This window comes from Embleya sp. NPDC059213 (assembly GCF_042754445.1).
Classification (GTDB): Bacteria; Actinomycetota; Actinomycetes; order Streptomycetales; family Streptomycetaceae; genus Embleya.
The window spans coordinates 47,817-73,121 of sequence record NZ_JBHZAV010000010.1 but is presented as its reverse complement, the minus strand read 5'-3'; the positions used below and the strand labels follow the sequence as shown (position 1 = coordinate 73,121).

23 protein-coding genes and 1 riboswitch are annotated in these 25,305 nt (G+C 70.0%); of the genes, 17 read left to right on the top strand and 6 right to left on the bottom strand.

The window, feature by feature from the left end; genetic code table 11:
- Nucleotides 1-41: 41 nt before the first annotated feature.
- The 3 genes from ACFXMF_RS06330 to ACFXMF_RS06320 form a co-directional block, all read right to left on the bottom strand.
- The gene (locus tag ACFXMF_RS06330; RefSeq protein WP_360317275.1) at nt 42-821 is read right to left on the bottom strand and encodes a tyrosine-protein phosphatase; all 780 of its coding nucleotides are present in this window, start codon (nt 819-821) and stop codon (nt 42-44) included.
- 218 nt (nt 822-1,039) lie between these two features.
- Nucleotides 1,040-3,271 carry a glycogen debranching protein GlgX gene (glgX, locus tag ACFXMF_RS06325; RefSeq protein ID WP_379988362.1) on the bottom strand — a complete coding sequence of 744 codons (2,232 nt, stop codon included), beginning with the start codon at nt 3,269-3,271 and terminating at the stop codon, nt 1,040-1,042.
- 178 nt (nt 3,272-3,449) lie between these two features.
- Nucleotides 3,450-3,779 carry a hypothetical protein gene (locus ACFXMF_RS06320; protein ID WP_379988363.1) on the bottom strand — a complete coding sequence of 110 codons (330 nt, stop codon included), beginning with the start codon at nt 3,777-3,779 and terminating at the stop codon, nt 3,450-3,452.
- Nucleotides 3,780-4,213: 434 nt separating this feature from the next.
- Here ACFXMF_RS06320 and ACFXMF_RS06315 point away from each other — a divergent pair, with 434 nt between their 5' ends.
- From ACFXMF_RS06315 to ACFXMF_RS06305, 3 genes are all read left to right on the top strand, one after another.
- Entirely contained in the window at nt 4,214-4,678 is a 465-nt protein-coding gene (locus tag ACFXMF_RS06315; protein WP_379988364.1) for an NAD(P)H-binding protein, read from the top strand.
- Nucleotides 4,679-4,874: 196 nt separating this feature from the next.
- On the top strand, nt 4,875-6,152 hold the full coding sequence (locus ACFXMF_RS06310; RefSeq protein ID WP_360317281.1) for an Ig-like domain-containing protein: 1,278 nt from the start codon (nt 4,875-4,877) through the stop codon (nt 6,150-6,152).
- Between the two features lie 109 nt (nt 6,153-6,261).
- On the top strand, nt 6,262-7,035 hold the full coding sequence (locus ACFXMF_RS06305) for an enoyl-CoA hydratase-related protein (protein ID WP_360317283.1): 774 nt from the start codon (nt 6,262-6,264) through the stop codon (nt 7,033-7,035).
- Nucleotides 7,036-7,131: 96 nt separating this feature from the next.
- Here ACFXMF_RS06305 and glyA read toward each other — a convergent pair whose 3' ends face one another.
- From glyA to gcvT, 3 genes are all read right to left on the bottom strand, one after another.
- Complete coding sequence (glyA, locus tag ACFXMF_RS06300; RefSeq protein WP_379988365.1) at nt 7,132-8,436, bottom strand: serine hydroxymethyltransferase; 1,305 nt, start codon at nt 8,434-8,436, stop codon at nt 7,132-7,134.
- Nucleotides 8,433-8,807 carry a glycine cleavage system protein GcvH gene (gene gcvH / locus ACFXMF_RS06295; RefSeq protein ID WP_360317285.1) on the bottom strand — a complete coding sequence of 125 codons (375 nt, stop codon included), beginning with the start codon at nt 8,805-8,807 and terminating at the stop codon, nt 8,433-8,435. Before gcvH ends, glyA begins: the two co-directional genes overlap by 4 nt.
- Before the next feature lie 109 nt (nt 8,808-8,916).
- Nucleotides 8,917-10,017, bottom strand: a complete 1,101-nt coding sequence (gene gcvT / locus ACFXMF_RS06290; protein WP_360317287.1) for a glycine cleavage system aminomethyltransferase GcvT — start codon at nt 10,015-10,017, stop codon at nt 8,917-8,919.
- Nucleotides 10,018-10,375: 358 nt separating this feature from the next.
- A riboswitch (glycine riboswitch) is annotated at nt 10,376-10,469 on the bottom strand.
- A 225-nt stretch (nt 10,470-10,694) separates the two neighbouring features.
- Between gcvT and ACFXMF_RS06285 the strand changes: the two genes are divergently transcribed.
- From ACFXMF_RS06285 to ACFXMF_RS06220, 14 genes are all read left to right on the top strand, one after another.
- A complete protein-coding gene (locus ACFXMF_RS06285; RefSeq protein WP_379988366.1) occupies nt 10,695-11,426 on the top strand; it encodes an AAA family ATPase in 732 nt (243 codons plus the stop codon).
- 29 nt (nt 11,427-11,455) lie between these two features.
- Nucleotides 11,456-12,172 (top strand): enhanced serine sensitivity protein SseB, encoded by a 717-nt coding sequence (locus ACFXMF_RS06280; protein ID WP_360317292.1) that lies wholly within the window; start codon nt 11,456-11,458, stop codon nt 12,170-12,172.
- Nucleotides 12,173-12,250: 78 nt separating this feature from the next.
- The gene (locus ACFXMF_RS06275) at nt 12,251-12,979 is read left to right on the top strand and encodes an enhanced serine sensitivity protein SseB C-terminal domain-containing protein (RefSeq protein ID WP_360317294.1); all 729 of its coding nucleotides are present in this window, start codon (nt 12,251-12,253) and stop codon (nt 12,977-12,979) included.
- Between the two features lie 308 nt (nt 12,980-13,287).
- Nucleotides 13,288-14,283, top strand: a complete 996-nt coding sequence (locus tag ACFXMF_RS06270; protein WP_360317296.1) for an ABC transporter permease — start codon at nt 13,288-13,290, stop codon at nt 14,281-14,283.
- A 37-nt stretch (nt 14,284-14,320) separates the two neighbouring features.
- On the top strand, nt 14,321-16,090 hold the full coding sequence (locus tag ACFXMF_RS06265) for an ABC transporter substrate-binding protein (protein ID WP_360317298.1): 1,770 nt from the start codon (nt 14,321-14,323) through the stop codon (nt 16,088-16,090).
- A gap of 102 nt (nt 16,091-16,192) precedes the next feature.
- Complete coding sequence (locus ACFXMF_RS06260) at nt 16,193-17,200, top strand: ABC transporter permease (protein WP_360317300.1); 1,008 nt, start codon at nt 16,193-16,195, stop codon at nt 17,198-17,200.
- A complete protein-coding gene (locus ACFXMF_RS06255; RefSeq protein ID WP_379988368.1) occupies nt 17,200-18,300 on the top strand; it encodes an ABC transporter ATP-binding protein in 1,101 nt (366 codons plus the stop codon). Before ACFXMF_RS06260 ends, ACFXMF_RS06255 begins: the two co-directional genes overlap by 1 nt.
- Before the next feature lie 68 nt (nt 18,301-18,368).
- A complete protein-coding gene (locus ACFXMF_RS06250; RefSeq protein ID WP_379988369.1) occupies nt 18,369-19,661 on the top strand; it encodes an ABC transporter ATP-binding protein in 1,293 nt (430 codons plus the stop codon).
- 36 nt (nt 19,662-19,697) lie between these two features.
- Nucleotides 19,698-20,369, top strand: coding sequence for a trimeric intracellular cation channel family protein (locus tag ACFXMF_RS06245; protein WP_360317307.1), 672 nt, complete (start codon nt 19,698-19,700; stop codon nt 20,367-20,369).
- Between the two features lie 407 nt (nt 20,370-20,776).
- Nucleotides 20,777-21,964, top strand: a complete 1,188-nt coding sequence (locus tag ACFXMF_RS06240) for a cysteine desulfurase family protein (protein ID WP_360317310.1) — start codon at nt 20,777-20,779, stop codon at nt 21,962-21,964.
- A gap of 85 nt (nt 21,965-22,049) precedes the next feature.
- Nucleotides 22,050-23,147 (top strand): tRNA 2-thiouridine(34) synthase MnmA, encoded by a 1,098-nt coding sequence (gene mnmA, locus ACFXMF_RS06235; protein ID WP_360317313.1) that lies wholly within the window; start codon nt 22,050-22,052, stop codon nt 23,145-23,147.
- 100 nt (nt 23,148-23,247) lie between these two features.
- Nucleotides 23,248-23,583, top strand: coding sequence for a hypothetical protein (locus ACFXMF_RS06230; RefSeq protein WP_360317316.1), 336 nt, complete (start codon nt 23,248-23,250; stop codon nt 23,581-23,583).
- Entirely contained in the window at nt 23,580-24,680 is a 1,101-nt protein-coding gene (locus ACFXMF_RS06225; protein WP_360317319.1) for a DUF6973 domain-containing protein, read from the top strand. Before ACFXMF_RS06230 ends, ACFXMF_RS06225 begins: the two co-directional genes overlap by 4 nt.
- Nucleotides 24,673-25,275, top strand: coding sequence for a hypothetical protein (locus ACFXMF_RS06220; RefSeq protein WP_379988371.1), 603 nt, complete (start codon nt 24,673-24,675; stop codon nt 25,273-25,275). Before ACFXMF_RS06225 ends, ACFXMF_RS06220 begins: the two co-directional genes overlap by 8 nt.
- Nucleotides 25,276-25,305: the final 30 nt, after the last annotated feature.

Here is a 25,305-nt window from a genome sequence, read left to right as displayed (position 1 = left end):
GGCCCGATCCGGCCCACCCCCGGCGCACGGCGACGAGCGTGTCAGTGCGTCGACAACCGGTCCCGCAACCGTGCGACCTCCGCGTCGGTCAGCCCCAGGCCCTCGCGCACATAGCCCTCGACCGACCCGTACCGTTCCTCCGCCGCCGCGAACGCCGTGTTCAGGTAGTCCTCGTGCACGTCGAAGACCGGCTTGAGGTGCGCCGGGTCGAAGCCGCGCTCGGCGATGTGCCGGAGGATCTCGCCGTTCTTGCCCTCCAGGTGCTTCGCGCTGGCCAGGTAGTCCTCGACGATGGTCGCCCGCGGCACCCCGAGCAGGGTCAGCAGCACCGCCGAGGTCCACCCGGTCCGGTCCTTGCCCTGCGAACAGTGGAAGACCGTCGGCACTTCGACGGCCGCCATCCGCGCGAACACCTCGCGGTAGGCGGCCCGGGCGCCCTCGGTGGTCACGAAGCGCCGGTACACCTCGCACATCAGGTCGCGCCCGGCGGTGCCGCCGAGCAGTTCGCCCGCCCGGTCGGGGTCGGCGAACACCTCGCCGAACAGCTCGTCGTTCTGCCGCCCCATCACGTCCGCGATCAACAGCTCGGCGCCCGCCGGCACCCGGTCCGGCTCGCGGTCGCGCTCGGTGTCCGAACGCAGGTCGATCACCAGGCCGATACCCAGCCGCAGCAGCGTCGCGGCGTCCGCGGCATCCACCTCGCCCAGGCCGTCGGAGCGGTACACGAGGCCGGTGCGCACCTTGCGGCCGTCGGCGGTGGCGTGCCCACCCGCGTCACGGAAGTTCGGGGCGGTGACCAGGATCGGCGTCGGGGACGTCATGGTGCGCGGTCCTTCGCTGCGAGGAGATGCCGGGCGAGCGGATGCCGGACGGGCGGCTGCCGGGGTGAATACCTCCACCCTACGCGAGCGTACGGCCCGGGTCGGCGCTGCCCGCGCGCGTCGATCCCGGCGTTCACACCCGGTCATCGGGACGTTCGTTCCCGGCCATCCCGGCGCCCCACACCGACCGCGCACCGCCGCGGGACCGGGCCGAAAAGCTAGGTGGGCGCCCACACCGCGTGCTCGACCCGTAACAACATCGCCGAGCGCCCGGCCAGCCGCAGTCCGCTGCCACCCGCGACCGGCTCGCTGTACCGCGCCATCGGGTCGCCCTCCAGCGCCGTGTCCAGGACCACCTCGTAGCTGTGCGCCCACGGCTCGTCCGGCAGCGTGAAGCGCATCGGCTGCGAGGACGCGTGCAGGATGAACAGAAAGCTGTCGTCCACGATGCGCTCGCCGCGCGGGCCCCGGCGGTCGATGTCCAGGCCGGACAGGTACATGCCCAGCGTCGCGGTCGGTGCGAACCAGTCCTTGCGGGTCATCTCGCGCCCGCCGGGTGTGAACCAGGCCAGATCGCGCAACCCGTCCGGTGCCACCGGGCGGCCCGAGTAGAACGCCCGTCGGCACAACACCGGATGCGCCCGCCGCAGTCGGATCAGCCGCGCGGTCAGATCGAGCAGCGGTCGCCACTGCGGCGAGTCCAGCGCCGACCAGTCCAGCCAGGACAGCTCGTTGTCCTGGCAGTAGGCGTTGTTGTTGCCCGCCTGGGTGCGGCCCATCTCGTCGCCCGAAGTGATCATCGGGACCCCCGTGGACAGCAGCAGGGTGGTCATCAGATTGCGGATCTGCCGCTTGCGCAGCGAGACCACGTTGGAATCCGACGTCTCGCCCTCGTACCCGTGGTTCCACGACCGGTTGTTGTCGGTGCCGTCCCGGTTGTCCTCGCCGTTCGCCTCGTTGCGCTTGCGCTCGTAGGTGACCAGGTCGCGCATGGTGAAGCCGTCGTGCGCGGTGACGAAGTTGATCGAGGCGTACGGGTTGCGCCCGTCGCGCTGGTACAGGTCGGACGAGCCGGACAGCCGGTAGGCCAGCCCGCGCACGTCCGGGCGGGCACCGCGCCAGAAGTCGCGGACCGCGTCCCGATACTGGTCGTTCCACTCGGTCCACAGCGGCGGGAACGCGCCCACCTGATAACCGTCGGCGCCCAGGTCCCACGGCTCGGCGATCAGCTTGACCCGGGACAGCACCGGATCCTGCGCGATCACGGTCAGGAACGAGGACAGCTTGTCCACGTCGTGCGTCGACCGGGTCAGCGCCGCCGCCAGGTCGAACCGGAAGCCGTCCACGCCCATCTCGATCACCCAGTAGCGCAGCGAGTCGGTGATCAACCGGAGCACGTGCGGCTGGACCACGTTGAGCGTGTTCCCGCAGCCGGTGAAGTCGGTGTAGTGCCGACCCCCGTCGGCCAGGCGGTAGTAGCCGCCGTTGTCGATGCCGCGAAAGCACAACGTCGGTCCGGCCGGGCCGCCCTCGCCGGTGTGGTTGTAGACCACGTCCAGGATCACTTCCAGCCCGGCCGCGTGCAGCGTGTGCACCATGTCCCGGAATTCGTGCACCTGGGCGCCGCGCCCGCCCGCCGAACTGTAGCCGGCGTGCGGCGCGAAGAAGCCGACCGTGTTGTAGCCCCAGTGGTTGGTCCGGGCGCCGCGCAACAGGTGTTCCTCGGACACGAACTGATGCACCGGCAGCAACTCGACCGCGGTCACCCCGAGCCGGACCAGATGGTCGATCGCCGCCGGATGGGCCAGGCCCGCGTAGGTGCCGCGCAGGTGGTCCGGGATGCGCGGGTGGCGTGCGGTGAAGCCCTTGACGTGCAACTCGTAGATGACGCTCTCGGCCCACGGGATCTTCGGCCGCCGGTCCTGCGACCAGTCGGCGTCGTCCGCCACGACCACCGACTTGGGCACGTACGCCGCCGAGTCGCGATCGTCGCGCACCGTGTCGTCCCGGCCGCGCACGTGCCCGAACACCGCGTCGTGCAGCACGAAATCGCCGTCCACGGCCCGCGCGTAGGGGTCCAGCAGCAGCTTGGCCGGGTTCCAGCGGGCACCGCGCGCCGGATCCCAGCGCCCGTGCACGCGGTAGCCGTATCGCTGCCCGGGTCGTACGCCCGGCACGTAGCCGTGCCAGACCCGAAAGGTCTGCTCGCGCAGCGGCAACCGGCTCTCCCGCAGCGTCCCGTCGGGCCCGTCCTCGAACAGGCACAGGTCGACCGCCTCCGCGTCGCCGGCCCACAGCGCGAAGTTGGTGCCCGCGCCGTCGAAGCGCGCACCTAGCGGCAGTCGGCGGCCCGGCCAGGGCGGCGGCACATGGCCGTTGGCCGCGGCCGATCGGCCGAGCACGCCACGCGTGTCGACCTCGGGGTCCGTCGATTCCCACTCGAGCGTCAAGGCCCGCCTCCCGTCCCGGTCCCCAGGATGTTCCCGCCGGGGCCCCACGCCTACACGCCCGCGCCCGGATCCGCCCGCGCCGGCCCCGCCCCGATACGCCGCTGCGGCGGCATCCCCCGGGGGAGGCCGCCGCAGCGGAGTGACGATCGGCCGGGTCGGTGCGGCCGATCGGGTCTGCTCAGAACCAGGGGTGCCAGTGGTGGGCGCCGCCGGCGTTGCCCTGGTCGATCACCACTACGCCCGAGTTGCCGTTGACGCCCGCGGTGTTGTTCTGATTCGAGGCACCCGCGCCGGTCGCGCTCTGCTGGGTGGCGTTGTAGTTGCCGTCCACGCCGCCGAGCACGTTCCCGCTGCCACTGTTGCTGGTGGTGGAGGTCGTGGTCGAGGCGGTCGAGCCGTTGTCGCCCACGGTTCCGTTGCCGCCGTCGGCGGAGGCGGCGCCGGCGCCCAGGAAGAGCAGGCCGGCGGCCAGGGGGGCGACGGCGAGGGTACCGAGCTTGCGGTTCATCTGGATCCTCCGTGTGTTGCGGATCCGGGCGGGGCCCGGGGCATCCCATCAGGTGCACGGGTCACCGCGGGGGGCGAACGATCCGGACCCCGAGGCGACTTCGTGTGAACAAGCTGTCGCAAACAGTGACAACAAATCCAGTCGTCCGGCCCGGCTTCCCCCGGGAGAGTGACATGGGAGCCCTGAACATCCAACGAGCGCCGATACGCAGGGTTGTGGCCGAGGTCGGATTTCCGCCTACCGGCTCAATGGTTTCGGCCATTGTGGCCGGATTTCATGGCTTTATCGATGAACGGTGAGTGACCATGGCCGTGTTCCCTGCCGGCGGAGCGCGGGCAAGCGCCTCAAGTCGCTTCGCGAGCCCCCGTCGGACGGCGCCTGCTTCCGTCCGCACGCGAGCTTTGCGAAGGCCGGGTTTGGGTTAGGTTGCCGTCATGCCCGTCGTGGTCACCGGAGCCGATCAGCCCCTCGGTCGTGCCGTCGCGCTCGAACTCGCGGACTCGGCGGGGGAGGTGCGGGCCACCGTCCGCGATCGCGGCGCGGTCGGCGCGTTGCGCGCGGCCGGCATTCGGGTCGCGGTGAGCGACCTGTGCGACCCGGGACGACTGGGCGCGGTACTCGAAGGCGCGCACACCGTGTTGCACCTCGATCGCGGCGCCGGCGGGGACGGTTCGCCGGGTGACACGTGGGAGTGGTTGCTGGAGGCCGCGGAGGGTACGGATCTCCAGCGGATCATCACGGTCCTGCCACAGCCCCCGACCCTTCCCCTGCCCCGAGCGGGCGAACGGGAGTACGAATTGATCATCCGTCAGTTGCCCCCCGGCGGGGCCGATCGGCCGGGATACCCGGATCCGGCGCTGGTCCACGAACTGGTGGCGGCCGATCGGCGGGCCCGGTGAGGCGCGTGTGCGCGGCGCGCTCGCGGTGAACGAACGCCCGTTGTCCCAGAGGATGGCACGGATCACCGCATTTGCCCGCGAGTGCCCGGGACTTCGGAACCGCGTTGGATGTTCGATTCGTCACATGGGATGTGAGATGTGGTTCTCGGCCCAGGCCGGGTCACGGCTCGGCTCCGGATGAAGGGACTACCCGTTCATGTCAGCAGGATCGAAGTCGCTCTCGTCGAAGCGGTCGCCGGCCCGATGGCGTGTGGTGCCCGCACTGATGCTCGGCGCGCTCCTGCTCGTGTCGGGTTGCAGCTCCGACGACGGCAAGGACTCGGGCCGGAAGGCCGAGGGAGGGAACACCTCCACGGCCAAGGGTGATCGGAAGAAGGGCGCCGATCCGGCCGCGATCACGCTGACCCCGGCGGACGGCGCGACCGCGATCGATCCGCAGGCGCCGATCACCATCGCGGTCAACGGCGGAAAGCTCGGCGAGGTCAAGGTCGTCAACGCGCAGAACGAACCCGTCGACGGCGCACTCGACCCGGACGGCAAGACCTGGAAGCCCAAGGTCGCCTTCACCCTCGGCGGCAGGTACACGGTCAGCGCGACCGCGACCAACGCCGACAACACGCCCACCACCGCCCGCGCGACGTTCGGCACCGTGTCCGGCGACAAGAAGGTCACCGCGAGGTTCAGCCCCGAGGACGGCGCGACCGTCGGTGTCGGCTTCCCGGTGTCGCTGACCTTCGACTACCCGGTCCGCAATCGGGCCGCGGTGGAGAAGGCGTTGTCCGTCGAGGTGGAGCCCAAGGTCGAGGGTGCCTGGCACTGGTTCGACAACACCCGGGTGGACTACCGGCCCAGGGACTACTGGGCGCCCGGCACGAACGTGAAGGTCAACCTGAACCTGCGCGGCGTCGACGTCGGCGACGGCGCGATCGCCAACCAGTTCAAGAGTTACAGCTTCAAGGTGGCCGCCACCAAGCGCATCGCCATGGTGGACGTGCAGGCGCACACGATGAAGGTCTACGAGAACGACCAATTGATCAAGACCATCCCGATCACGGCCGGCAAGTCGCCGAAGTACAGCACCTGGAACGGCAAGATGGCGATCACCGAGAAGTTCGAGAAGACCCGGATGAACTCGCAGACCGTGGGCCTGGGCAGCGAGTACGACATCGACGACGTGCCGTTCGCGATGCGGATCACCACGTCGGGCACCTTCGTGCACGGCAACTACTGGGCCGATCCGAGTGTCTTCGGCAGCGAGAACACCAGCCACGGCTGCGTCTCGATGACGAAGGAGAACGCCAAGTGGCTGTACGACCGGGTGATTCCGGGCGACGTCGTGGACATCTCCGGCTCCGACGAGCGCACCGTGGACCCGGACAACGGCTTCGGCGACTGGAACGTGCCGTGGGACAAGTGGATCGCGAGCGGTACGCCGGGCGGCGGCGCGCCGACGACCACGACACCCACGCACTGACGCATCGACGTCCTGACGCGCCGACGCACCGCGGCCCCGTCTCGGCTGCGCGGGGGGCCGGCGCCTAAGGTCGGATCCGGTACATCAGGGCTGACCAAAGGAGAGCGTCATGGGCGAATTCGTCAACCTGGAAGTGGCCGACGGCGTCGGCACCATCCGGCTGAGCCGGCCGCCGATGAACGCGCTGAACCGGCAACTCCAGGAGGAGTTGCGGGCGGCGGCGCACGAGGCGGGCGAGCGGGCCGACGTGCGCGCGGTCGTGCTCTACGGCGGTGAGAAGGTGTTCGCGGCGGGTGCGGACATCAAGGAGATGGCCGACATGACCTACGTCGACATGGTCGACCGGGGGGCCGCGCTGCAGTCCGCGTTCACCGCGGTCGCCGAGATCCCCAAGCCGGTCGTTGCCGCGATCACCGGCTTCGCGCTCGGCGGCGGTTGCGAACTCGCGCTGTGCGCGGACGTACGGGTGTGCGCCGACACCGCGAAGCTGGGCCAGCCGGAGATCACCCTGGGCATCATCCCGGGCGCCGGCGGCACCCAGCGGCTGCCCCGGCTGATCGGCCCCGCCAAGGCCAAGGACCTGATCTTCACCGGCCGCTTCGTGGCCGCCGCCGAGGCGCTCGCGATCGGCCTGGTGGACCGGGTGGTGCCGGCCGAGGAGGTCTACGCCGAGGCGGTGAAGTGGGCCACGCAGTTCGCCAACGGCCCGGTCTACGCACTGCGGGCGGCCAAGGAGGCGATCGACCGCGGCCTCGACGTCGACCTGGACACCGGCCTGGAGATCGAACGCCTGCAGTTCACCGCGCTGTTCGCGACCGAGGACCGCTCCACCGGCATGCGCGCCTTCGTGGCCAAGGAGAAGCCGAAGTTCACCGGTCGCTGATCCCGGGCGCCCGGCGCGGCCGGCGCGAAACGGCCGCGGGGCCGCGGGGCGAGTGCCCCGCGGCCGTCGGTGTGAACGTGGATCCGCGCGATGGGATCAGATGTTCGGGTACAGCGGGTGCTTCTGCGCCAGAGCCGTGACGCGCGTGGCCAGGGCCGCCTTGCGGGCGTCGTCGAAGCCGGGGAGGAGGGCCTCGGCGATGATGTCGGAGACCTCCTCGAAGTCGGCCTTGTCGAAGCCGCGGGTGGCCAGCGCCGGCGTGCCGATCCGCAGGCCGGAGGTGACCATGGCCGGGCGCGGGTCGAACGGGACCGCGTTGCGGTTGACCGTGATGCCGATCTCGTGCAGCCGGTCCTCGCCCTGCTGACCGTTGAGCTCCGAGTCGCGCAGGTCGACCAGGACCAGGTGCACGTCGGTGCCGCCGGTGAGCACGGTGATGCCCGCGTCGGTGACGTCCTTGCGGGTGAGCCGCTCGGCCAGGACGACCGAGCCCTCCAGGGTGCGCCGCTGGCGGTCCTTGAAGTCGTCGGACGCGGCGACCTTGAAGGCCACCGCCTTGGCCGCGATCACGTGCTCCAGGGGGCCACCCTGCTGGCCCGGGAAGACCGCCGAGTTGATCTTCTTGGCGTACTCCGCCTTGGACAGGATGACGCCGCCGCGCGGGCCGCCCAGGGTCTTGTGCGTCGTGGTGGTGACCACGTCCGCGTACGGCACGGGGCTGGGGTGCAGACCCGCGGCGACCAGGCCCGCGAAGTGCGCCATGTCCACCATGAAGTACGCGCCGACCTCGTCGGCGATCCGGCGGAACTCGGCGAAGTCGAGCTGCCGCGGGTAGGCCGACCAGCCGGCGATGATCAGCTTGGGCCGGTGCTCCTTGGCCAGGCGCTCGACCTCCTCCATGTCGACCCGGTGGGTCTTCTCGTCGACGTGGTAGGCGACCACGTTGTAGAGCTTGCCGGAGAAGTTGATCTTCATGCCGTGGGTGAGGTGGCCACCGTGGGCCAGGTCCAGGCCGAGGATCGTGTCGCCGGGCGTGAGCAGCGCGAACATCGCGGCGGCGTTCGCGGACGCGCCCGAGTGCGGCTGCACGTTGGCGGCCTCGGCGCCGAACAGGTCCTTGACCCGGTCGATGGCGAGCTGCTCGACCACGTCGACGTGCTCGCAGCCGCCGTAGTAGCGCCGGCCCGGGTAGCCCTCGGCGTACTTGTTGGTCAGGACGGAACCCTGCGCCTCCAACACCGCCACGGGGGCGAAGTTCTCGGAGGCGATCATCTCCAGGGTGTTCTGCTGGCGGTGCAGCTCGTCGGTGAGGGCGGCGGCGACCTGCGGGTCCACCTCGCTCAGCGGACGGTCCAGGATCGTCACGGTTGTCAGCTCCTCGATCGGGTCGATCTCGATCATTCGCCGCAGAACGCGGCGTACTCGTCGGCCGACAGCAGGCCCTCGGCCTCGCCGTCGATGCGCACCTTGAACAGCCAGCCCGTCCCGAAGGGGTCGGAGTTCACCAGAGCGGGGTCCTCGGCGACCGCGTCGTTTATCTCGACGATCTCGCCGGAGACGGGCGCGTACATGTCGCTGACCGACTTGGTGGACTCCAACTCGCCGCACGGCTCGCCGGCGACGACCTGTTGGCCGACCTCGGGAAGCTGGACGAACACCACGTCGCCGAGCGCGTCGGCCGCGTGCTGGGTGATGCCCACGAGGGCGGGGGAGGCCGCCTCGTCGAGCCACTCGTGTTCCTTGCTGTAGCGCAGGTGCTGGGGTGCGTGCACGGGTCCATTCTCCATTCGAATGAGGTGAGTCTGTTCCGCAGGTGGGTTTGTAATGGTTTGTGCCGCCGGCCGTGCGCCCGTGTGGGTGGAGGGCGCCGTCGGTCGAGGGTCAGGCCCGCTTGTAGAACGGCAGTGCGACCACCTCGACCGGCTCCGCCTTGCCGCGGATGTCCACGGCCAGACGGGTGCCCGGTTCGGCCCGCTCGACGGCCACGTACGCCATCGCGATCGGCACGCCCAGCGTCGGCGAGGGCGCGCCGGAGGTGACCTCGCCGACCCGCTCGCCGGTCTCCGCGTCCACCACCGGGTAGCCCGCGCGCGGGACCCGCTTGCCCGGCGAGGTCAGCCCGACCAGCGTGCGGCGCACATCCTCCTGCGCGGCGGCCAGCGCGTCGCGGCCTACGAAGTCCTCGGGCTTGTCCAACCGGACCACCCGACCCAGGTTGGCCTCGTACGGCGTGGTCTCCCGGGTCAGCTCGTGGCCGTACAGCGGCATGCCCGCCTCCAGGCGCAGCGTGTCCCGGCAGGACAGCCCGGCCGGCACCAGGCCGTGCGGCTTGCCGGCCGCGAGCAGCGCCTCCCACAGCGCGACCGCGTCGCCGGGCGCGGCGAACAACTCGAAGCCGTCCTCGCCGGTGTAGCCGGTGCGGGCGAGCAGCACCGGGACGCCGGCGACCTCGGTGCGCAGGATCGCGTAGTACTTGAGCGCGGGCAGGTCGGCGTCGGTGAGCGAGCCGACGATCGCGGTGGACGCGGGACCCTGCACGGCGAGCAGCGTGTACTCCTCGGAGGCGTCGCGCACGGCGGCGTCGAAGTTCTCCGAGCGGTACTTCAGGCTGCCCGCGACCACGTCCGCGTTGGACGCGTTGGCCACCACCACGAAGTGCTCGTCGCCCAGCCGGTAGACGATCAGGTCGTCGACGATGCCGCCCTCTTCGGTGCAGATCATCGTGTACCGGGCGCGGTCGATCCCGATCTTCGAGACGAAACCGACCAGGGCGTGGTCCAGCGCACGGGCGGCGTCCGGGCCGGTGACCTCGATCTCGCCCATGTGGGTGAGGTCGAACAGGCCGGCCGTGGTGCGCACCGCGGCGTGCTCGTCGCGCTCGCTTCCGTACCGGAGCGGCATCCGCCAACCGGCGAAGTCGGTCATCGTGGCCCCGAGCGCGTCGTGCACGGCGTCGAGCGGGGTCCGGCGGTCGGTGGTCATGCGAGGGCTCCTTCGAGGGGGCGCCGGCGGGAACACCCGAGGGGCGCGGGCCGGTCGGGGGCATGGCGAACGGCCGCGGGTCCGGTCGGCGCGCACGAGGCGCGGCGCGCGGGCCGGAGGCGGGTGTCGGCGCGGAGGGCGGCGAAAGGGGTCGAGCGGTGCGGCGAATACGACAACAAAGGGGGCTCCCTGCCATGGCTTACAGCCCTTTTCGACCAAGATCGGTCGAAAAGTGGGGTGCCCTCCCCTTCTGTCATCGGAACCTGAGAGCTTCATCGCTGCCGAGCGCATCCGCGCGAAACAGTGATTTGCACCGTGGGTGAACCGCACCAGCGGTGCGATTGCTTTCCAGAAGTGCCTGACCCATGCGGTATCGGTGCCTGAGAGATTCCGGGGAGGAGTTGCTCCTTCGGCGCCCCGCTCGTGGGCGAGGACTCTTCCGCGTGGGGTCGACGGCCGATATGAGGTTGTGCCCGGCATGCTAGCGCGTGTCGTCAATCCCCCGCCGGGGCCGGGGCCGGGACCCGTCGAGTCCGCGGGTCGCGACTTCGGGGCCGCCGATTTCGAGGACTGCCGGCTTCGCGGGCCGCCGTTTTCGAGGGATGGCCACGACGCGCTCGCGCGCGCGGGTGCGACACCATGCGCAGGGCAGGACGGTTCGGGACAAGGGAGGGCTCGTGGAGACGGACTCGGCGGGGGCGCATACCGGCGCCGCGAAGGGCGGCGTGTTGATGCCCCGGTCCGTGCACGACCTCCGGGAGGAGCGCGATCGCCCGGGGGAGCGGATCGGCGACCGGGTGGTGGACGTACTGGCCTATCCGGCCTCGTGCGTGCTCGTGGTGACCGGCCTGCCCGGGGCCGGCAAGAGCACGTTGCTCGCCCGGGTGGTCACCCCGGGGCCGACCGTGGCCGTGCTGGACGCCGACCTGGTCCGGGCTCGCTGGGCGGTGCGCGCCGGGCGCATTCCGTACCGGGCCTATCGGCCGCTGGTGCGGCTCTCGCACTACGGCGAGGTGGCCCGGGCGTTGCGCGGGCCCGGCGCGGTGGTCGTGCACGACAGTGGCCGAAATCCGATCCTGCGTCGGGTGTTGGTGTTCGCCGCCCGTCGGCGCGGCAGTTCGGCGCACGCCCTGTTGTTGGACGTGACCGCCCATCAGGCGCTTTCCGGCCAACGCGCGCGCGGGCGCGGGGTCTCCACACCGGTGTTCGCCCGACATCACCGCGAGTGGCGCGAACTGCTCGCCCGACTGACGCCGTGGCTGGACGCGGGCCCCGCCCTGGCGTCCGCCCCGGGCGGCTTCACCTCGTGCGTATTGCTCGACCGCCCGGCCGCCCGAACACTCAGCCGGATCGTTTTCGCAGACCCCGTACCCGGACAGTCCCGACGGCGGCTGTCGACCGAGTCGTAAACTGCGGCGGACACCAGAGGAGCACCACCATGCCGTTCCCGGCCAATCCCGTGGAGAGCGCGCTCGTCGCGGCGATGCACGACCCGTCCCGGGCCGAGGCTCTCTTCGAGGCCCTGGCCGAGGCGGACGTGTGGGTGCCGCTGCCCGAGGGCGGCAACCCGGCCGACAGCGAACTGACGCTGCCGACCACCGAGATCGACGGCCGGCCGTATGTGCCGGTGTTCTCCTCGGAGGAGGAGTTCCGGCGGGTCGCGGGCCCGATGGCGTGCACGGTCGCGCCGCTGCGCGAGTTCGCCCGCGGGCTGCCGCCGCACGTGGGCATCGCGATCAACCCGGGCGGCGAGGTGGGCATCCCGATTCCGCCGCCGGGCGTACTGGAGCTGGCCCGGCTGCCCGGCGGGGGCCCGCGCGGCGCGCGAGTGCGGCTGTACGAGCCGGACGAGGAGCCGATGGAGTTCCTGATCGCCGCCGCCGCCGAGTTCACCCACGCGCCGGTGATCCTGAGCGCGCGACGCGGCCTGGGCGAGATCGAGTCGGACCCGCCGTGCCTGTTCATCGGGGTCGAACTGGACCGCTGGCAGGAGGAGGACCGCCTGATCGCGGTCGGCGCCCTGGAGCGCGCGCTCGGCCGGGCCGCCTGCCCGTGGCCGGTGAACGTGGTGCTTCTGGACGTTGCGCAGGATCCTGTGGGGGACTGGATGCTGGAGCGGACCGAGCCGTTCTACCTGCGGGCCGACCAGCGCTGAGCCGGCGTCCGGCACCGCCGTGCGCCCATTCGTCGAGATCCGCTCATCGGTACATCATTCGGGTTCGGGGAGGACGTCGTGAACCAGGTCGAGCAGGCCTTGAGCCAGGTGGCGCCCGGGCGCTACGACGCCTACGAGCGGTTGCTCGAAGCGCTCACCGGCGCCCGGGTGTGGATGCTGTTGTGGCAGGGGCAACCGGGCAGTCCCGACGCGCAGTACGGGAACATGGACGTGGCCGGGTGGCGCTACGCCCCGGCGTTCACGTCCGAGGAACAGCTTCGTCTCAGTGGCTGGGATCGCTCGTTCGAAATCTGTCCGGTCACCGAGATCGCCTCCTCGCTGTACACCGACCACTGGGGCCTGTGGCTGAATCCGCACGTCCAGGGCGGCGGCGTCGGCGTGCCCCACCTGGACCTGCGGCGGATCGTCGGCGGCCTGGACCGGTTGCTGGCGGGCCCCCTGGAGGTGGGCGAACCGACCCTGTGGGACCCGGCGTTCTATGCCGTGCTCGGCGGCCAACTGTTCCAGACCCAGGTGGTGCGAGCCGCGCACCGGGCCTGGGTGCGACCCACCGTCGGACCCGAACGCCTCGTCATCGGCCTGCGCCTGACGGACAATCAGCCCGCGACGATGCAGCGCATGCGGGATGCGATGGAACGTGCCTCGGCCGCCGCGCCGGCCGGCCTGACGTTGTCCTCGGTCGCCCTGGACGACCCGTTCGACCCGGTGGCCGCGTGGATGCGCGAACACACCCGGCCGTTCATCGGCATCGACATGCTCGACGAGGCGGCCCGCAACACGCAGTGAGCGAAGATCGGCACACAGTGGCGACATCGGGCAACAGACACTGATGCCCCCAAAAAACTGACGTCACGTCATCAAACGCTGCCTTGTTGTGATTTCGTGACCGATCTACGCGGATCAACCAGCGAATCGGCGCTTCGTAATCACGGTTCAGTAAAGGTATTCCGCGACCCCTGTTGGTGACCCCCGTCACGGAGGAGTCTCACCCGGACGACAGATCCCGAAGATCATCGGGATCGCAATGCCGGGTATGGCGACGGGATCGGCGATCCCGAGCCGCCGTCGCATCCGTGAGCGGGGAGGGTCGATCCATGACGGCACCGATCGAGACCACCGGTGTGGCCCGAGAGGCGCACCCCGAAGCGATCGCCGAGTCCGCCGGCGTCCGCATCGAGGGTCGTTCCCTCGGCCAGATCGCGTGGGCCCGATTCCGTCGCGACAAGGTCGCGATGGCCGGTGGCGTGGTGATCATCTTCATGGTACTCGTGGCGATCTTCGCCCCGGTGATCACCTCCTTCATCGGCGGCGATCCCACCGAGTACCACGACGATCTGCTCGACCCGGTGTTGAACATCCCCAACGGCAGCTTCGGCGGCGCCAGTTGGGACCATCCACTGGGTCTGGAGCCGGTCAACGGCCGGGACATCTTCTCGCGCATCGTCTACGGCGCCCGCATCTCGATGCTCGTGGCCTTCCTCGCCACCCTGCTGTCGGTGGTCCTCGGCGTCGTACTGGGCACCGTGGCGGGCTACTTCGGCGGCTGGATCGACGCGCTGATCAGCCGCGCGATGGACGTCTTCCTGGCCTTCCCGCTGCTCCTGTTCGCGATCGCGATCGGCAGCAGCCTGCAGGGCGAGGCGTTCGGCCTCAAGGGCGACACGCTCCGGGTCACCGTGCTGATCTTCGTGATCGGCTTCTTCAGTTGGCCCTACATAGCCCGCATCGTGCGCGGCCAGACATTGTCGCTGCGCGAGCGGGAGTTCGTGGACGCCGCCCGCAGCCTCGGGGCCACCGATCGGCACATCATCTTCAAGGAGCTGCTGCCCAACCTGGTCGGTCCGATCCTGGTGTATTCCACGCTGCTGATCCCGACCAACATCCTGTTCGAGGCCGCCCTTTCCTACCTGGGCGTCGGCGTGCAGGAACCCACCGCCTCGTGGGGTGGCATGCTCGCGCGCGCCACTCCCCGGTACGAGGACGCACCGATGTTCATGGTCGTCCCCGGAGTCACCATCTTCATCACCGTGCTCGCGTTCAACCTGCTCGGCGACGGCCTTCGAGACGCCCTCGACCCACGCAGCCGCTGAATATCCCGCAAGTCCCCACGAGGAGGCACGACCAGCGATGAAACACCCGGTAACTCGCAGGCGCAGGGCCCAGGCGCTGATCGGCATCGTTGCGGTCACCGCGCTGACCGCAACCGCGTGTGGCGGTGGCAGCGGCGGCTCGAAGAAGAAGTACTCGCCGAGCAACAAGGCCATCACCGAGGTCGTCAACCAGTCGTCCAAGAAGGGCGGGACGCTCAAGCTGGTCAGCTCGGACAAGTTCGACTCGCTCGACCCGGGCGACATGTACTACGCCTCGGCCTGGAACTTCTCCCGGCTGATGGCCCGTCCGCTGCTGACGTTCAAGCCCGCACCGGGCAACGCGAGCTACGAGTTCGCGCCGGACCTGGCCACCGACGTGGGCAAGACCGACGACGGCGGCAAGACCTGGACGTACCACCTGCGCAAGGGCGTCAAGTACGAGGACGGCACCGAGGTCAAGGCCTCGGACGTCAAGTACGCGGTCGAGCGGACCTTCGACAAGGAGATCCTGCCCAACGGCCCGGGCTACTTCGCCCAGTACCTCGACCCGGACAGCACCTACAAGGGCCCGTACAAGGACTCCGCGCCGGACAAGCTGGGCCTGAAGGCGATCGAGACGCCGGACGACTACACCATCGTCTTCAAGATGAAGGAACCGTTCGCGGACTTCAACTACCTCGCCGCGCTCCCGCAGACCGCGCCGGTCCCGCCCGCCAAGGACACCGGCAAGGAGTACGTCAAGCACCCCCTCGCCACCGGCGCGTACATGGTCGACGGCCAGTACGAGCCCGGCAAGGCGGTCAACCTGGTCCGCAACCCGCACTGGGACCCGAGCACCGACCCGCTGCGCAAGGCGCTGCCGGACCGGATCGAACTCCTGGAGAAGCAGGACGCGAACGACGTCGACAACCGGCTCTTCGCCGGCACGGCGCAGCTCGACGTGGTCGGCACCGGGGTCCAGGCCGCCGCCCAGAACAAGATCCTGACCGACGAGAAGCTGGCCGGGAACTCGGACGACGCGGTCTCCGGAGCGCTCGCGTACCTCGCGATCAGCTCGAAGACCCCGCCGTTCGACAACGTGCACTGCCGGCGCGCCGTGCAGTACGCGGTGAACAAGGCGCAGATGCAGCGCGCGGTCGGCGGTGAGGTCGGCGCCGACATCGCGACGAACCTGATGCCGCCGACGCTGGCCGGTTCCAAGGTCGCCGACATGTACCCCAACGGCGAAAAGCACACCGGTGACGTGGCCAAGGCCAAGGACGAGCTCAAGCAGTGCGGCAAGCCGGACGGCTTCAGCACCATCCTCACCGCGCGCAGCAACCGGCCCAAGGAGGTCGCGGGCGCCACGTCGGTGCAGAACGCGCTCGAAAAGGTCGGCATCAAGATCGAGATCCGTCAGTACCCCTCGGGTGACTACTTCACCCAGTTCGCCGGTGTGCCCAAGTGGGTGGCGGACAACAAGGTCGGCATCATGTTCATGCAGTGGGGCCCCGACTTCCCCACCCAGTTCGGCTTCTTCCAGCAGATCGTGGACGGTCGGGCGATCAAGCCCGCCGGTGGCACGAACCTGTCCGAGCTGAACGACCCGGCGGTCAACGGTCTGATCGACCAGGCCACCCGCACGATCGACCCGAACGCGAGCGCGGCCATCTGGCAGCAGTTGGACCAGAAGGTGATGGAGTCGGCGGTGATGGTCCCGTTCGCCTGGACCAAGTCGCTGCTCTACCGCCCGCCGAACGTGACCAACCTGGTCGTCACTCCCGCGTACTCCGGGATGTACGACTACCTCAACATCGGTATCCAGTAAGCCTGCGACGAGGTCAGTAGCCCGAAGGAGAGGTGAAGGCCCGTCAGTTCCGGTGCGGGGAGTGGTGATCCCGCTCCCCGCACCGGACCGGGTCGCCGGCTCATGATTTTCTATCTGCTCAGGCGACTGGCGGGAGCGGTGGTGCTCCTGTTGATCGTCACCATGGCGGTCTTCGCCATCTTCTTCCTCATACCGCGTCTGGGAGGCGCCACAAGCGACCAACTCGCCGCGCGGTACGTCGGCAAGTCACCCAGCCCGGCGGCCATTTCGCAGGTCAAGCACAGCCTCGGGCTGGACAAGTCGGTGCCCGAGCAGTACGGCAAGTTCGTCAAGGGCATGGTCGCCGGCAAGGACTACGACACCGGCGTGCGCAAGGTGCACTGCGCGCCGCCCTGCCTCGGCTTCTCCTTCCGCAACAACCTGGAGGTGTGGCCGCGACTCCAGGACCGGATCCCGGTCACCTTGTCGCTGGCCGCAGGCGCCGCGGTGCTCTGGCTGCTCGCGGGCGTCTCGATCGGGGTGATCTCGGCGCTCAAACGCGGCAGCCTCCTGGACCGCTTCTCGATGGGCTTCGCGCTCGCGGGCGTGTCCCTGCCACCGTTCTTCACCGGCCTGGTGGCACTGGCGTTGTTCAGTTATCAATGGCCGATCTTCAAGGGCGTGCACTACGTGCCGTTCTTCGACAATCCCGGTAGCTGGGCCTGGAACCTGGTGTTGCCCTGGCTGACCCTGGCGTTCCTGTACGCGGCGCTGTACGCCCGACTCACCCGCGCCGGCATGCTCGAAACGATGAGCGAGGACTACATCCGCACCGCCCGGGCCAAGGGCCTGCGCGAACGGGACGTCATCGTCAAACACGGCCTGCGCGCGGCGCTCACGCCGATCCTGACCATCTTCGGCATGGACGTCGGCCTGCTCCTGGGCGGCGCCATCCTGACCGAACAGGTCTATTCGCTCGACGGAATCGGCAAGTTCGCCGTCGAGGCGATCACGCAACAGGATCTGCCCGAAGTGCTCGGCGTGACGATGATCGCCGCCATCTTCGTGATCCTGGCCAACCTCGTCGTGGACCTGCTCTACGCGGTCGTCGATCCCCGGGTGAGGACCTGATGCCCCGACTGCTACCGCGCCGCAAGCGGGAAACCGCGGCCGAAACACCCAAGCTCGCCCCGGCCGGTCCGCCGCCGGAGAAGGACAATTTCCTCGAAGTGCGCGGCCTGACCGTGCACTTCCCCACCGACGACGGCCTGGTGCGCAGTGTCGACGGGGTGGACTTCGCGCTCCGCCGCGGGCGCACGCTGGGCATCGTCGGTGAATCCGGCTCCGGCAAGAGCGTCACCTCGCTGGCGATCATGGGCCTGCACGGCAACACCAGTGCCCGGATCGGCGGCGAAATCTGGCTGGACGGCCAGGAGTTGGTGCGCTCGACTCCCGAGCAGGTCCGGCTGATGCGCGGCCGGCGGATGGCGATGATCTTCCAGGACCCGATGTCCTCGATGCACCCGTTCTACACGGTGGGCCACCAGATCATCGAGGCCTACCAGGTGCACAACGAGGTCTCCAACAAGCAGGCCCGGTCGCATGCGATCGACCTGCTCGGCCGGGTCGGCATCCCGCGTCCGGACCGGCGCGTGGACGACTACCCGCACCAGTTCTCCGGCGGCATGCGCCAGCGGGCGATGATCGCGATGGCGCTGAGCTGCGACCCGGAACTGTTGATCGCGGACGAGCCGACCACCGCGCTGGACGTCACCGTGCAGGCCCAGATCCTGGACCTGATCCGGGACCTGCAACGGGAGTTCAACTCCGCAGTGATGATGATCACGCACGACCTGGGCGTGGTCGCCGAGCTCGCCGACGACGTACTGGTGATGTATGCCGGTCGGGCGGTCGAGCACGGCCCCTCGCGGACCCTGTTCGAGCAGCCCCGACACCCGTACACCTGGGGCCTGTTGGGCTCGTTGACCCGGCTCGACCGGGATCGCCAGGAACGGCTGATGCCGATCAAGGGCAGCCCGCCGAGTCTGATCTCGCTGCCCTCGGGCTGTGCGTTCCGCACCCGTTGCCCGTACGCGGACCACAACGACGGGCGGGAGAAGACCGAGGTCCCGCAGTTGGTCGAGATCGAGCCGGGCCACCGGACCGCGTGCCACCTGGACGTCCAGGAGCGCGAGCGGATCTGGACCGAGGACATCAGGCCGCGCCTGTGAGCGAGACGGCGAAAAGCAAAGGGAACGGGAACGCTGAAGTGACCGAGGGCGCCCGAGCGGGAGACGACGTGAAAGCTGCGCAGGCCGCCGATTCTTTGGACGCGCCGGAGTCGGACGCGCGGGAGCGGGACGTGCTGGTGCGGGTGCGTGGGCTGCGCAAGCACTTTCCGATCCGGGCCGGGATGACTCGGCGCCGGGCCGGAGCGGTCAAGGCCGTGGACGGGCTCGACTTCGACATCCGTGAGGGCGAGACGCTGGGTCTGGTGGGCGAGTCCGGCTGCGGCAAGTCGACCACCGGGCGGATGGTGATGCGGCTGCTCGAACCCACCGAAGGCACCATCGAGTTCGGCGGGCGCGACCTCACCGGGCTTTCCCGAGGGCAATTGCGGCCGCTGCGGCGCGACTTCCAGATGATCTTCCAGGACCCGCAGTCCTCGCTGAACCCCCGGCACACGGTCGGCACCATCGTCGGGCTGCCGTTCCGGCTCCAGAAGGTGACCCCCGAGGGCGGCATCAAGAAGGCCGTGCAGGAGTTGTTGGAGCTGGTCGGGCTCAGCCCCGAGCACTACAACCGCTACCCGCACGAATTCTCCGGTGGGCAGCGGCAGCGGATCGGCATCGCCCGGGCGTTGGCGCTGCGGCCCAAACTTGTGGTCGCCGACGAACCGGTGTCCGCGCTGGACGTGTCGATCCAGGCGCAGGTGGTCAACCTGTTGGACGACCTGCAGAGCGAGTTCGGGCTGACCTACCTGATCATCGCGCACGACCTGTCGGTGGTTCGGCACACCAGCGACCGGGTCGCGGTGATGTATCTCGGCAAGATCGTCGAGATCGCGGACCGGGAGGATCTCTACTCCTCGCCCAAGCACCCGTACACCGTCGCGCTGATGTCGGCCGTCCCGGTGCCGGATCCGGCCCGGCGCGAGACCCGCGAGCGCATTCTGCTCAAGGGCGACGTGCCCAGCCCGATGGACCCGCCGCCGGCCTGCCGCTTCCACACCCGGTGCTGGAAGGTGCAGGACATCTGCAAGACGCAGGAGCCGCCGCTGGCCGAGATCGTCGGGCGGCACCAGGTGGCCTGCCACTTCCCGGAGAACATGCCGGCGGGGGTGGGCGGCGGGGGCGAGGTCGTCGAGTTGGTGAAGCCGGCGGCGCCGGTGGCGGACGCGCCTGAGGTGGCCGCACCTGCCAAGGAAGTGGCTGCCGAGGCCGCGCCTGCGGAGGACGCGTCCGCGACGGACACGCCCGTGGCGGAGTCGGCGCCCGAGGCCGTCGCGGCCGTCGAGGCCGGTGGGGAGCCTGCGGCGGAGGGTGCCGTCGAGTCCGACGGGAAGGACACACCGCCCTCACCGGCCCCATGAGTAGCGGGCCGTACCCGGCGGTGTAGAACATCCGTTATGTCGCCCGAGGTGCCGCCCGAGATCTTTCACCACACGCTTCAGCAGGTCCTGGACCTGCTCGGCATCTTCGTGTTCGCGGCGGCCGGCGCCCTGATGGCCGTCCGGAAGAACTTCGACGTCATCGGGATCGCCCTGCTCGCCGAGGTCACCGCCCTCGGCGGTGGGGTGATCCGCGATGTGATCATCGGGTCGGTGCCTCCGGCGGCCTTCACCGATCTCGGTTACTTCACCACCCCGCTGCTCGCCGCCGGCCTGGTCTTCTTCCTGCACCCCCAGGTCGAACGCATCATGTCCGCGATCGACGTGCTGGACGCGGCCGGGCTCGGCCTGTTCTGCGTGACCGGCACCGCGAAGGCGTACGCGTACGGCCTGAATCCCATTCCGGCCGCCGCGCTCGGGGTGACCACCGCCGTCGGCGGCGGCGCGATGCGCGACGTGCTGGCGCGCGAAGTGCCCACGCTGCTGCGCTGGGACAAGGAGATCTACACCTTCCCGGCGCTGCTCGGCGCGGGCATCACCGCCGCGCTGATCGAGTTCGACCTGTTCGGGCCGGTGACCGCGACGGCGGCGGTGACCTTCGCGTTCCTGCTCCGGGTACTCGCGCTCCGGCGCGGGTGGCGGGCGCCGCGCGCGTGGCGCCGGAACTCGGGCACCAGCGTCGAGGAGTAGGTCGAGCAGTGGGTCGAGGGCCGGCGAGCCGACGGCGGGCGCGCCGCACGCTCGGGGTGGCCGCGGGCCCGCAGGAGTTCGGCTCGACCCGGTACGGGCGACTTCACCGCTTCACCGGCAGGCGCGGTGCCACCACTCACAGGGGTGGACCGGGCCCGATTCGGCTCGACACGCGTTGCACCAGGATGTGTGGGAGAGCCGGCAGCCGTCGACCTACGACCACCGGCCGAGACGACCGGATCCGAAGGACGAGCGCCCGCGTCGGCGACTCGTCGCGTACGCGCCCGCGATGCCGGTGTCCCGGTGCTTGTGGCTCGGCCGATTCCTGCCCGGAGGGCCCCGTTACGGACGGGTGTACGGCCGCCCGCGCCGGCGCCCACGCGTACCCGACTAAGCTTCGCAGTGCGATGGCCTACTTCGATCACGCGGCGACCACCCCGATGCGCCTTTCGGCAATCCGGGCGATGACCGTACAGCTCGCCCGACTCGGCAACCCGTCCTCGCTGCACGCCTCCGGCCGACGCGCGCGCCGCACGGTGGAGGAGTCCCGCGAGTCGCTGGCCCATGCGCTGGGCGCGCGACCCAGCGAGATCGTCTTCACCGCAGGCGGCACCGAGGCCGACAACCTCGCGGTCAAGGGGATCTACTGGTCCCGTGTGGCGGCGGACCCGGCGCGACGGCGGATACTCGTCAGTCCGGTCGAGCACCACGCCGTGCTCGACCCCGTGTTGTGGCTGGAGTCGGCCGAGGGCGCGGTGGTCGAGTGGCTGGACGTGGACGCCGACGGCCGGGTGCAACCGGACACCCTGCGGGCGGCGATCGAGCGTGATCCGGCGTCGGTGGCGCTGGTGACGGTGATGTGGGCCAACAACGAGGTCGGCACGGTCGAACCGATCGCCGAGCTGGTCGAGATCGCGCACGAGTTCGGCATCCCGTTCCACTCCGACGCGGTGCAGGCGGTCGGCCAGATTCCGGTCGACTTCTCGGCGACCGGCCTGGACGCGATGACCGTCACCGGGCACAAGCTGGGCGGCCCGGGCAACTGCGGCGCGCTCGTGCTCGGGCGCGGCATCACGCCGGTGCCGGTGCTGCACGGCGGCGGCCAGGAGCGCGACGTGCGCTCGGGCACGCTGGACACCGCGGCGATCGCCGCATTGGCGGTGGCGGCCGAGGAGTCGGTGCGCGAACAGGCACAGTACGCGCGGCGAGTGGGCGCGCTGCGCGACGAGTTGGTGCGGCGGATCATGGCGGCGGTGCCGGACGCGCAGCTCAACGGGGATCGGCGGCTCGACCCGGCGTACCGGTTGCCGGGCAACGCGCACTTCTCCTTCCCGGGCTGTGAGGGCGACTCGCTGCTGTTGTTGCTCGACGCGCGCGGGATCGAGTGCTCGACCGGCTCGGCCTGCTCGGCGGGCGTCGCCCAGCCGAGTCACGTGCTGCTCGCGATGGGGGCGGACAGCGCCAGGGCGCGCGGGTCGCTGCGGTTCAGCCTGGGGCACACCACCACCGAGGCCGAGGTCGCGGAACTGGGGGAGGCGATCCTGCCGGTGGTCACCCGGGCCCGATCGGCGGGTTCGGTGGCGGCGCGGCGGTAGGGCCCGGGCTCTCGGGCCCGGTCGGGTAATCCCCTCGGGGGTCGGCGGTGCGACCACGTACTCTTGAGGCGCTATGTCTGATCACATGCTTCCTCCTGCCAACGGCCGCCTGCGGGTGCTCGCCGCCATGTCCGGCGGAGTCGACTCCGCCGTTGCCGCCGCGCGAGCGGTCGAGGCCGGACACGACGTGGTCGGTGTCCACCTCGCGCTCTCGGCGAAACCCGCGACGCTGCGCGAGGGGGCCCGGGGCTGTTGCACGATCGAGGATTCCCGGGACGCGCGGCGGGCCGCGGACATGATCGGCATCCCGTTCTACGTGTGGGACATGGCCGAGCGTTTCCGCGAGGACGTCATGGACGACTTCGTGGCCGAGTACAAGGCCGGGCGCACGCCGAATCCGTGCCTGCGCTGCAACGAGAAGATCAAGTTCGCGGCGCTGCTGGACAAGGCGCTCGGGCTCGGCTTCGACGCGGTGTGCACCGGGCACTACGCGCAGATCGTCGAGCACCCGGACGGCTCGCGTGAGCTGCATCGCTCGATCGACATGGGCAAGGACCAGTCGTACGTGCTGGGCGTGCTCGACACCGACCAACTCGCGCACGCGATGTTCCCGCTGGGCGGCGACACCAAGGGCGATGTGCGGCTGGAAGCCGAGCGGCGCGACCTCGCGGTGGCGAAGAAGCCGGACAGCCACGACATCTGCTTCATCGCCGACGGCGACACCCAGGGCTTCCTGGCCAAGCACCTGGGCACCGAGCGCGGCGACATCGTGGACGCGACCGGCACCAAGCTCGGCGAACACGACGGCGCCTACGCCTACACGATCGGCCAGCGCAAGGGCCTGCGCATCGGCCGCCCCGCGGCCGACGGCAAGCCGCGCTACGTGCTGGACATCTCGCCGGTCCACAACACCGTCACGGTCGGCCCGGTCGAGGCCCTCGACGTGGACCGCCTGGTCGGCATCCGCCCCCGCTGGTGCGGCCCGGCCCCGGTGGGCGAGGTGACCTGCACGGCCCAGGTCCGCGCCCACGGCGAGGAGACGCCCGCCATCGCGGAGGCGGTCGGCGACGAGGTCCGCGTGCGCCTGGCCGAGCCGATCCGAGGCATCGCCCGGGGACAGGCGGTGGTCCTGTACGACGGCACGCGCGTCATCGGCTCGGCGACGATCGACGGGACGGCGTAGGCGGAGGGCCGCCGTCCGTCCCGCAGCCGTCCTTCCCGGCCGCGGGGCCGGCCCGCTAGCTTTTCTCCCGACTGGTGAACCAACCACGGGGGAGGAAAGAATGTCCCAAGCTTTCGAGGTCGACGCCGAGCAGTTGACCCAGGCCGGGGCGCAACTGGGCGAAGCAGCGGGGGCGTTACGGTCGAGCAGCGACCTGGTGGTGCGAATGCCGCATCCCGACACGTACTCGGCCACCTCCGCCGCCACCACCGAGCGAGCCTTCGAGTACGTGGCGAAGGCATACGCGACCGTGGCCGAACAGGTCGAGGGCGCTCGCCGCGGGCTGGGGGCGAACGCGGCGCAGTACACCTCCACGGAGATCCGGAACAAGGATTCGTTCGCGGTCCCGCCCGCGCCCGCGCGATCCCGGATCGCCGCGATGTTCGAGGACCGGTGAGCGACGTCCGGGCCCTGGTCCCCGGCGACCCGATGTCCGTGCGCACCGCCGCCGGCAACCTCCTGCTCAACTGCATGGGCGCCGGCCGCGCCAACGAGACCCTGGGCCGAGTCGTGGAACAGACGTCGGCCACCTGGAAGGGCACCGCCGCCGAGGGCCTCCGGGCCGAACTGGGCGTTCGGCGGGCCCGGTTGACCGAGCTCTCCGATCGCGTCGGGGTCATCGTGCAGGCCCTGTACGGCTATGCCGACGCGCTTGCCACCGCCCAGGCGACCGCCGGTCGTTGTCTGGAGATCGCCGCGCAGTTGGGGATGGACCCCGTCCTGGTCGAGCAGTCGGCCATGCGGCCGGAACTGCTCATCCCGCAGTCCTACGACTGCGGCCCGACGGGCCGGCTGACCGATGCCGACATGGCACAACGCGCGGGTCTGGCCCAGGAGTTCAATCGGCTGCTCGCGGAGGCGCGAGCCAAGGCCGTCGAGGCCGACTACGCGCTCGAACGCACCATGCGGGTGCCGCTGAACGAGATAGCCACGCAATACCAGGTCGGTGACCAGGAGTTGGTCGATTTCGCGCCCAACCCGATTGAGAGTCGGATTCCCCATCTCAACGACCGGCGGCCCGCATCCGAGCAAGCCATGCTGCTTGAACTCTCCACCGAGGAGCGGGCCCTGTACATGTTGATCGGCAATCAGGCGTGGGAGGAGTGCCGCAAGCGATTCCCCGGCCAGGGCGAGCTCGAAGGCCATGCCGACGCGTTTCGACACACCTACTGGAATGCGTTGTTGGTCCGGAATTTCGGGCCGGAATGGACCGCGCGGTACACGACGGCGCACGAGATGGGCGCGGACCCGGATCCACTCAAGCGCACCTCCGAGTCGATGGACCTCTTCAACAACGAGGTCGGTCGACGGGTCGCCGTCGAAGCGAACGGCAAGTCGACCGAGGAACTGGCGGACATGGTGGAACACGCCGTGCGCAACGGGCAGACCGTGGTGGTCGGGGCCGACGGGCAACTTACCTACAGCGACTACGTACCACCCGGTCGCACCTGGGACGCGGATCGCAAAGGCAAGACGGAGTCGTTCGATGTCTGAGGAGCTGGACGACGCGGAATTCGAGATCGGAGCGGACGACGAGGGCGAAGAGGTCGGGGAGTCGGCGGATTGGAAGTCGCCGCTCATCGGGTGCCTGATCGGGGTGCTGATTACGCCGTTTGTGCTGGTGGGCGGGTTGTACGCGGCGTCGGGGAGTTTTCGGTCCCTGGTGTCGGAGGTGTTTCGGCAGGAGGACGAGCGTTCCTTCCGGGAGCGGGCGCAGCGGGACATCTGTCGGGATGGGGTGCTGCGGCTGCGGGATGTGACGGACTTCGCCTGGGACACCGTCCATCTGGGCGCCGCCGAGGACACCATGGTGCGGCAGTACGGCGAATCGGTACGGCTGCCTCGCAGCAGCGACGACGAGCCGGTCACCTTCGTGTTCGTGAAGGGACGGGAAGCGGTGCGGACGTACGAGGTGGGGGGCGCCGTCCACGTCCGTGCCGGGGATCGCCCGTGGGGCCGGGAGGTGTATCTCCGCCTGGACGAGAAGCCGCCCGCGCCGGGCACGTTGGCAAGTCCGCAGGTGGGCGAGGGCGGCTTGCCCGCGGTCGTCGACAGCGCCACGCGGGAGCGGGTCTGCGGCGGGAAGTGAGGACGGGGCACCGGGGCCACCCTCGCCGAT

Coding starts and splice junctions, on each gene's coding strand:
- glyA (WP_379988365.1), bottom strand. CDS start 8,436: ATGATCGAGATCGACCCGATCGAGGAGCTGACAACCGTGACGATCCTG.
- ACFXMF_RS06220 (WP_379988371.1), top strand. CDS start 24,673: ATGTCTGAGGAGCTGGACGACGCGGAATTCGAGATCGGAGCGGACGAC.
- ACFXMF_RS06280 (WP_360317292.1), top strand. CDS start 11,456: ATGCCGTTCCCGGCCAATCCCGTGGAGAGCGCGCTCGTCGCGGCGATG.
- ACFXMF_RS06255 (WP_379988368.1), top strand. CDS start 17,200: ATGCCCCGACTGCTACCGCGCCGCAAGCGGGAAACCGCGGCCGAAACA.
- ACFXMF_RS06270 (WP_360317296.1), top strand. CDS start 13,288: ATGACGGCACCGATCGAGACCACCGGTGTGGCCCGAGAGGCGCACCCC.
- ACFXMF_RS06240 (WP_360317310.1), top strand. CDS start 20,777: ATGGCCTACTTCGATCACGCGGCGACCACCCCGATGCGCCTTTCGGCA.
- ACFXMF_RS06260 (WP_360317300.1), top strand. CDS start 16,193: ATGATTTTCTATCTGCTCAGGCGACTGGCGGGAGCGGTGGTGCTCCTG.
- ACFXMF_RS06305 (WP_360317283.1), top strand. CDS start 6,262: ATGGGCGAATTCGTCAACCTGGAAGTGGCCGACGGCGTCGGCACCATC.
- ACFXMF_RS06330 (WP_360317275.1), bottom strand. CDS start 821: ATGACGTCCCCGACGCCGATCCTGGTCACCGCCCCGAACTTCCGTGAC.
- ACFXMF_RS06265 (WP_360317298.1), top strand. CDS start 14,321: ATGAAACACCCGGTAACTCGCAGGCGCAGGGCCCAGGCGCTGATCGGC.
- ACFXMF_RS06230 (WP_360317316.1), top strand. CDS start 23,248: ATGTCCCAAGCTTTCGAGGTCGACGCCGAGCAGTTGACCCAGGCCGGG.
- ACFXMF_RS06320 (WP_379988363.1), bottom strand. CDS start 3,779: ATGAACCGCAAGCTCGGTACCCTCGCCGTCGCCCCCCTGGCCGCCGGC.
- ACFXMF_RS06245 (WP_360317307.1), top strand. CDS start 19,698: ATGTCGCCCGAGGTGCCGCCCGAGATCTTTCACCACACGCTTCAGCAG.
- gcvT (WP_360317287.1), bottom strand. CDS start 10,017: ATGACCACCGACCGCCGGACCCCGCTCGACGCCGTGCACGACGCGCTC.
- ACFXMF_RS06315 (WP_379988364.1), top strand. CDS start 4,214: ATGCCCGTCGTGGTCACCGGAGCCGATCAGCCCCTCGGTCGTGCCGTC.
- mnmA (WP_360317313.1), top strand. CDS start 22,050: ATGCTTCCTCCTGCCAACGGCCGCCTGCGGGTGCTCGCCGCCATGTCC.
- ACFXMF_RS06310 (WP_360317281.1), top strand. CDS start 4,875: ATGTCAGCAGGATCGAAGTCGCTCTCGTCGAAGCGGTCGCCGGCCCGA.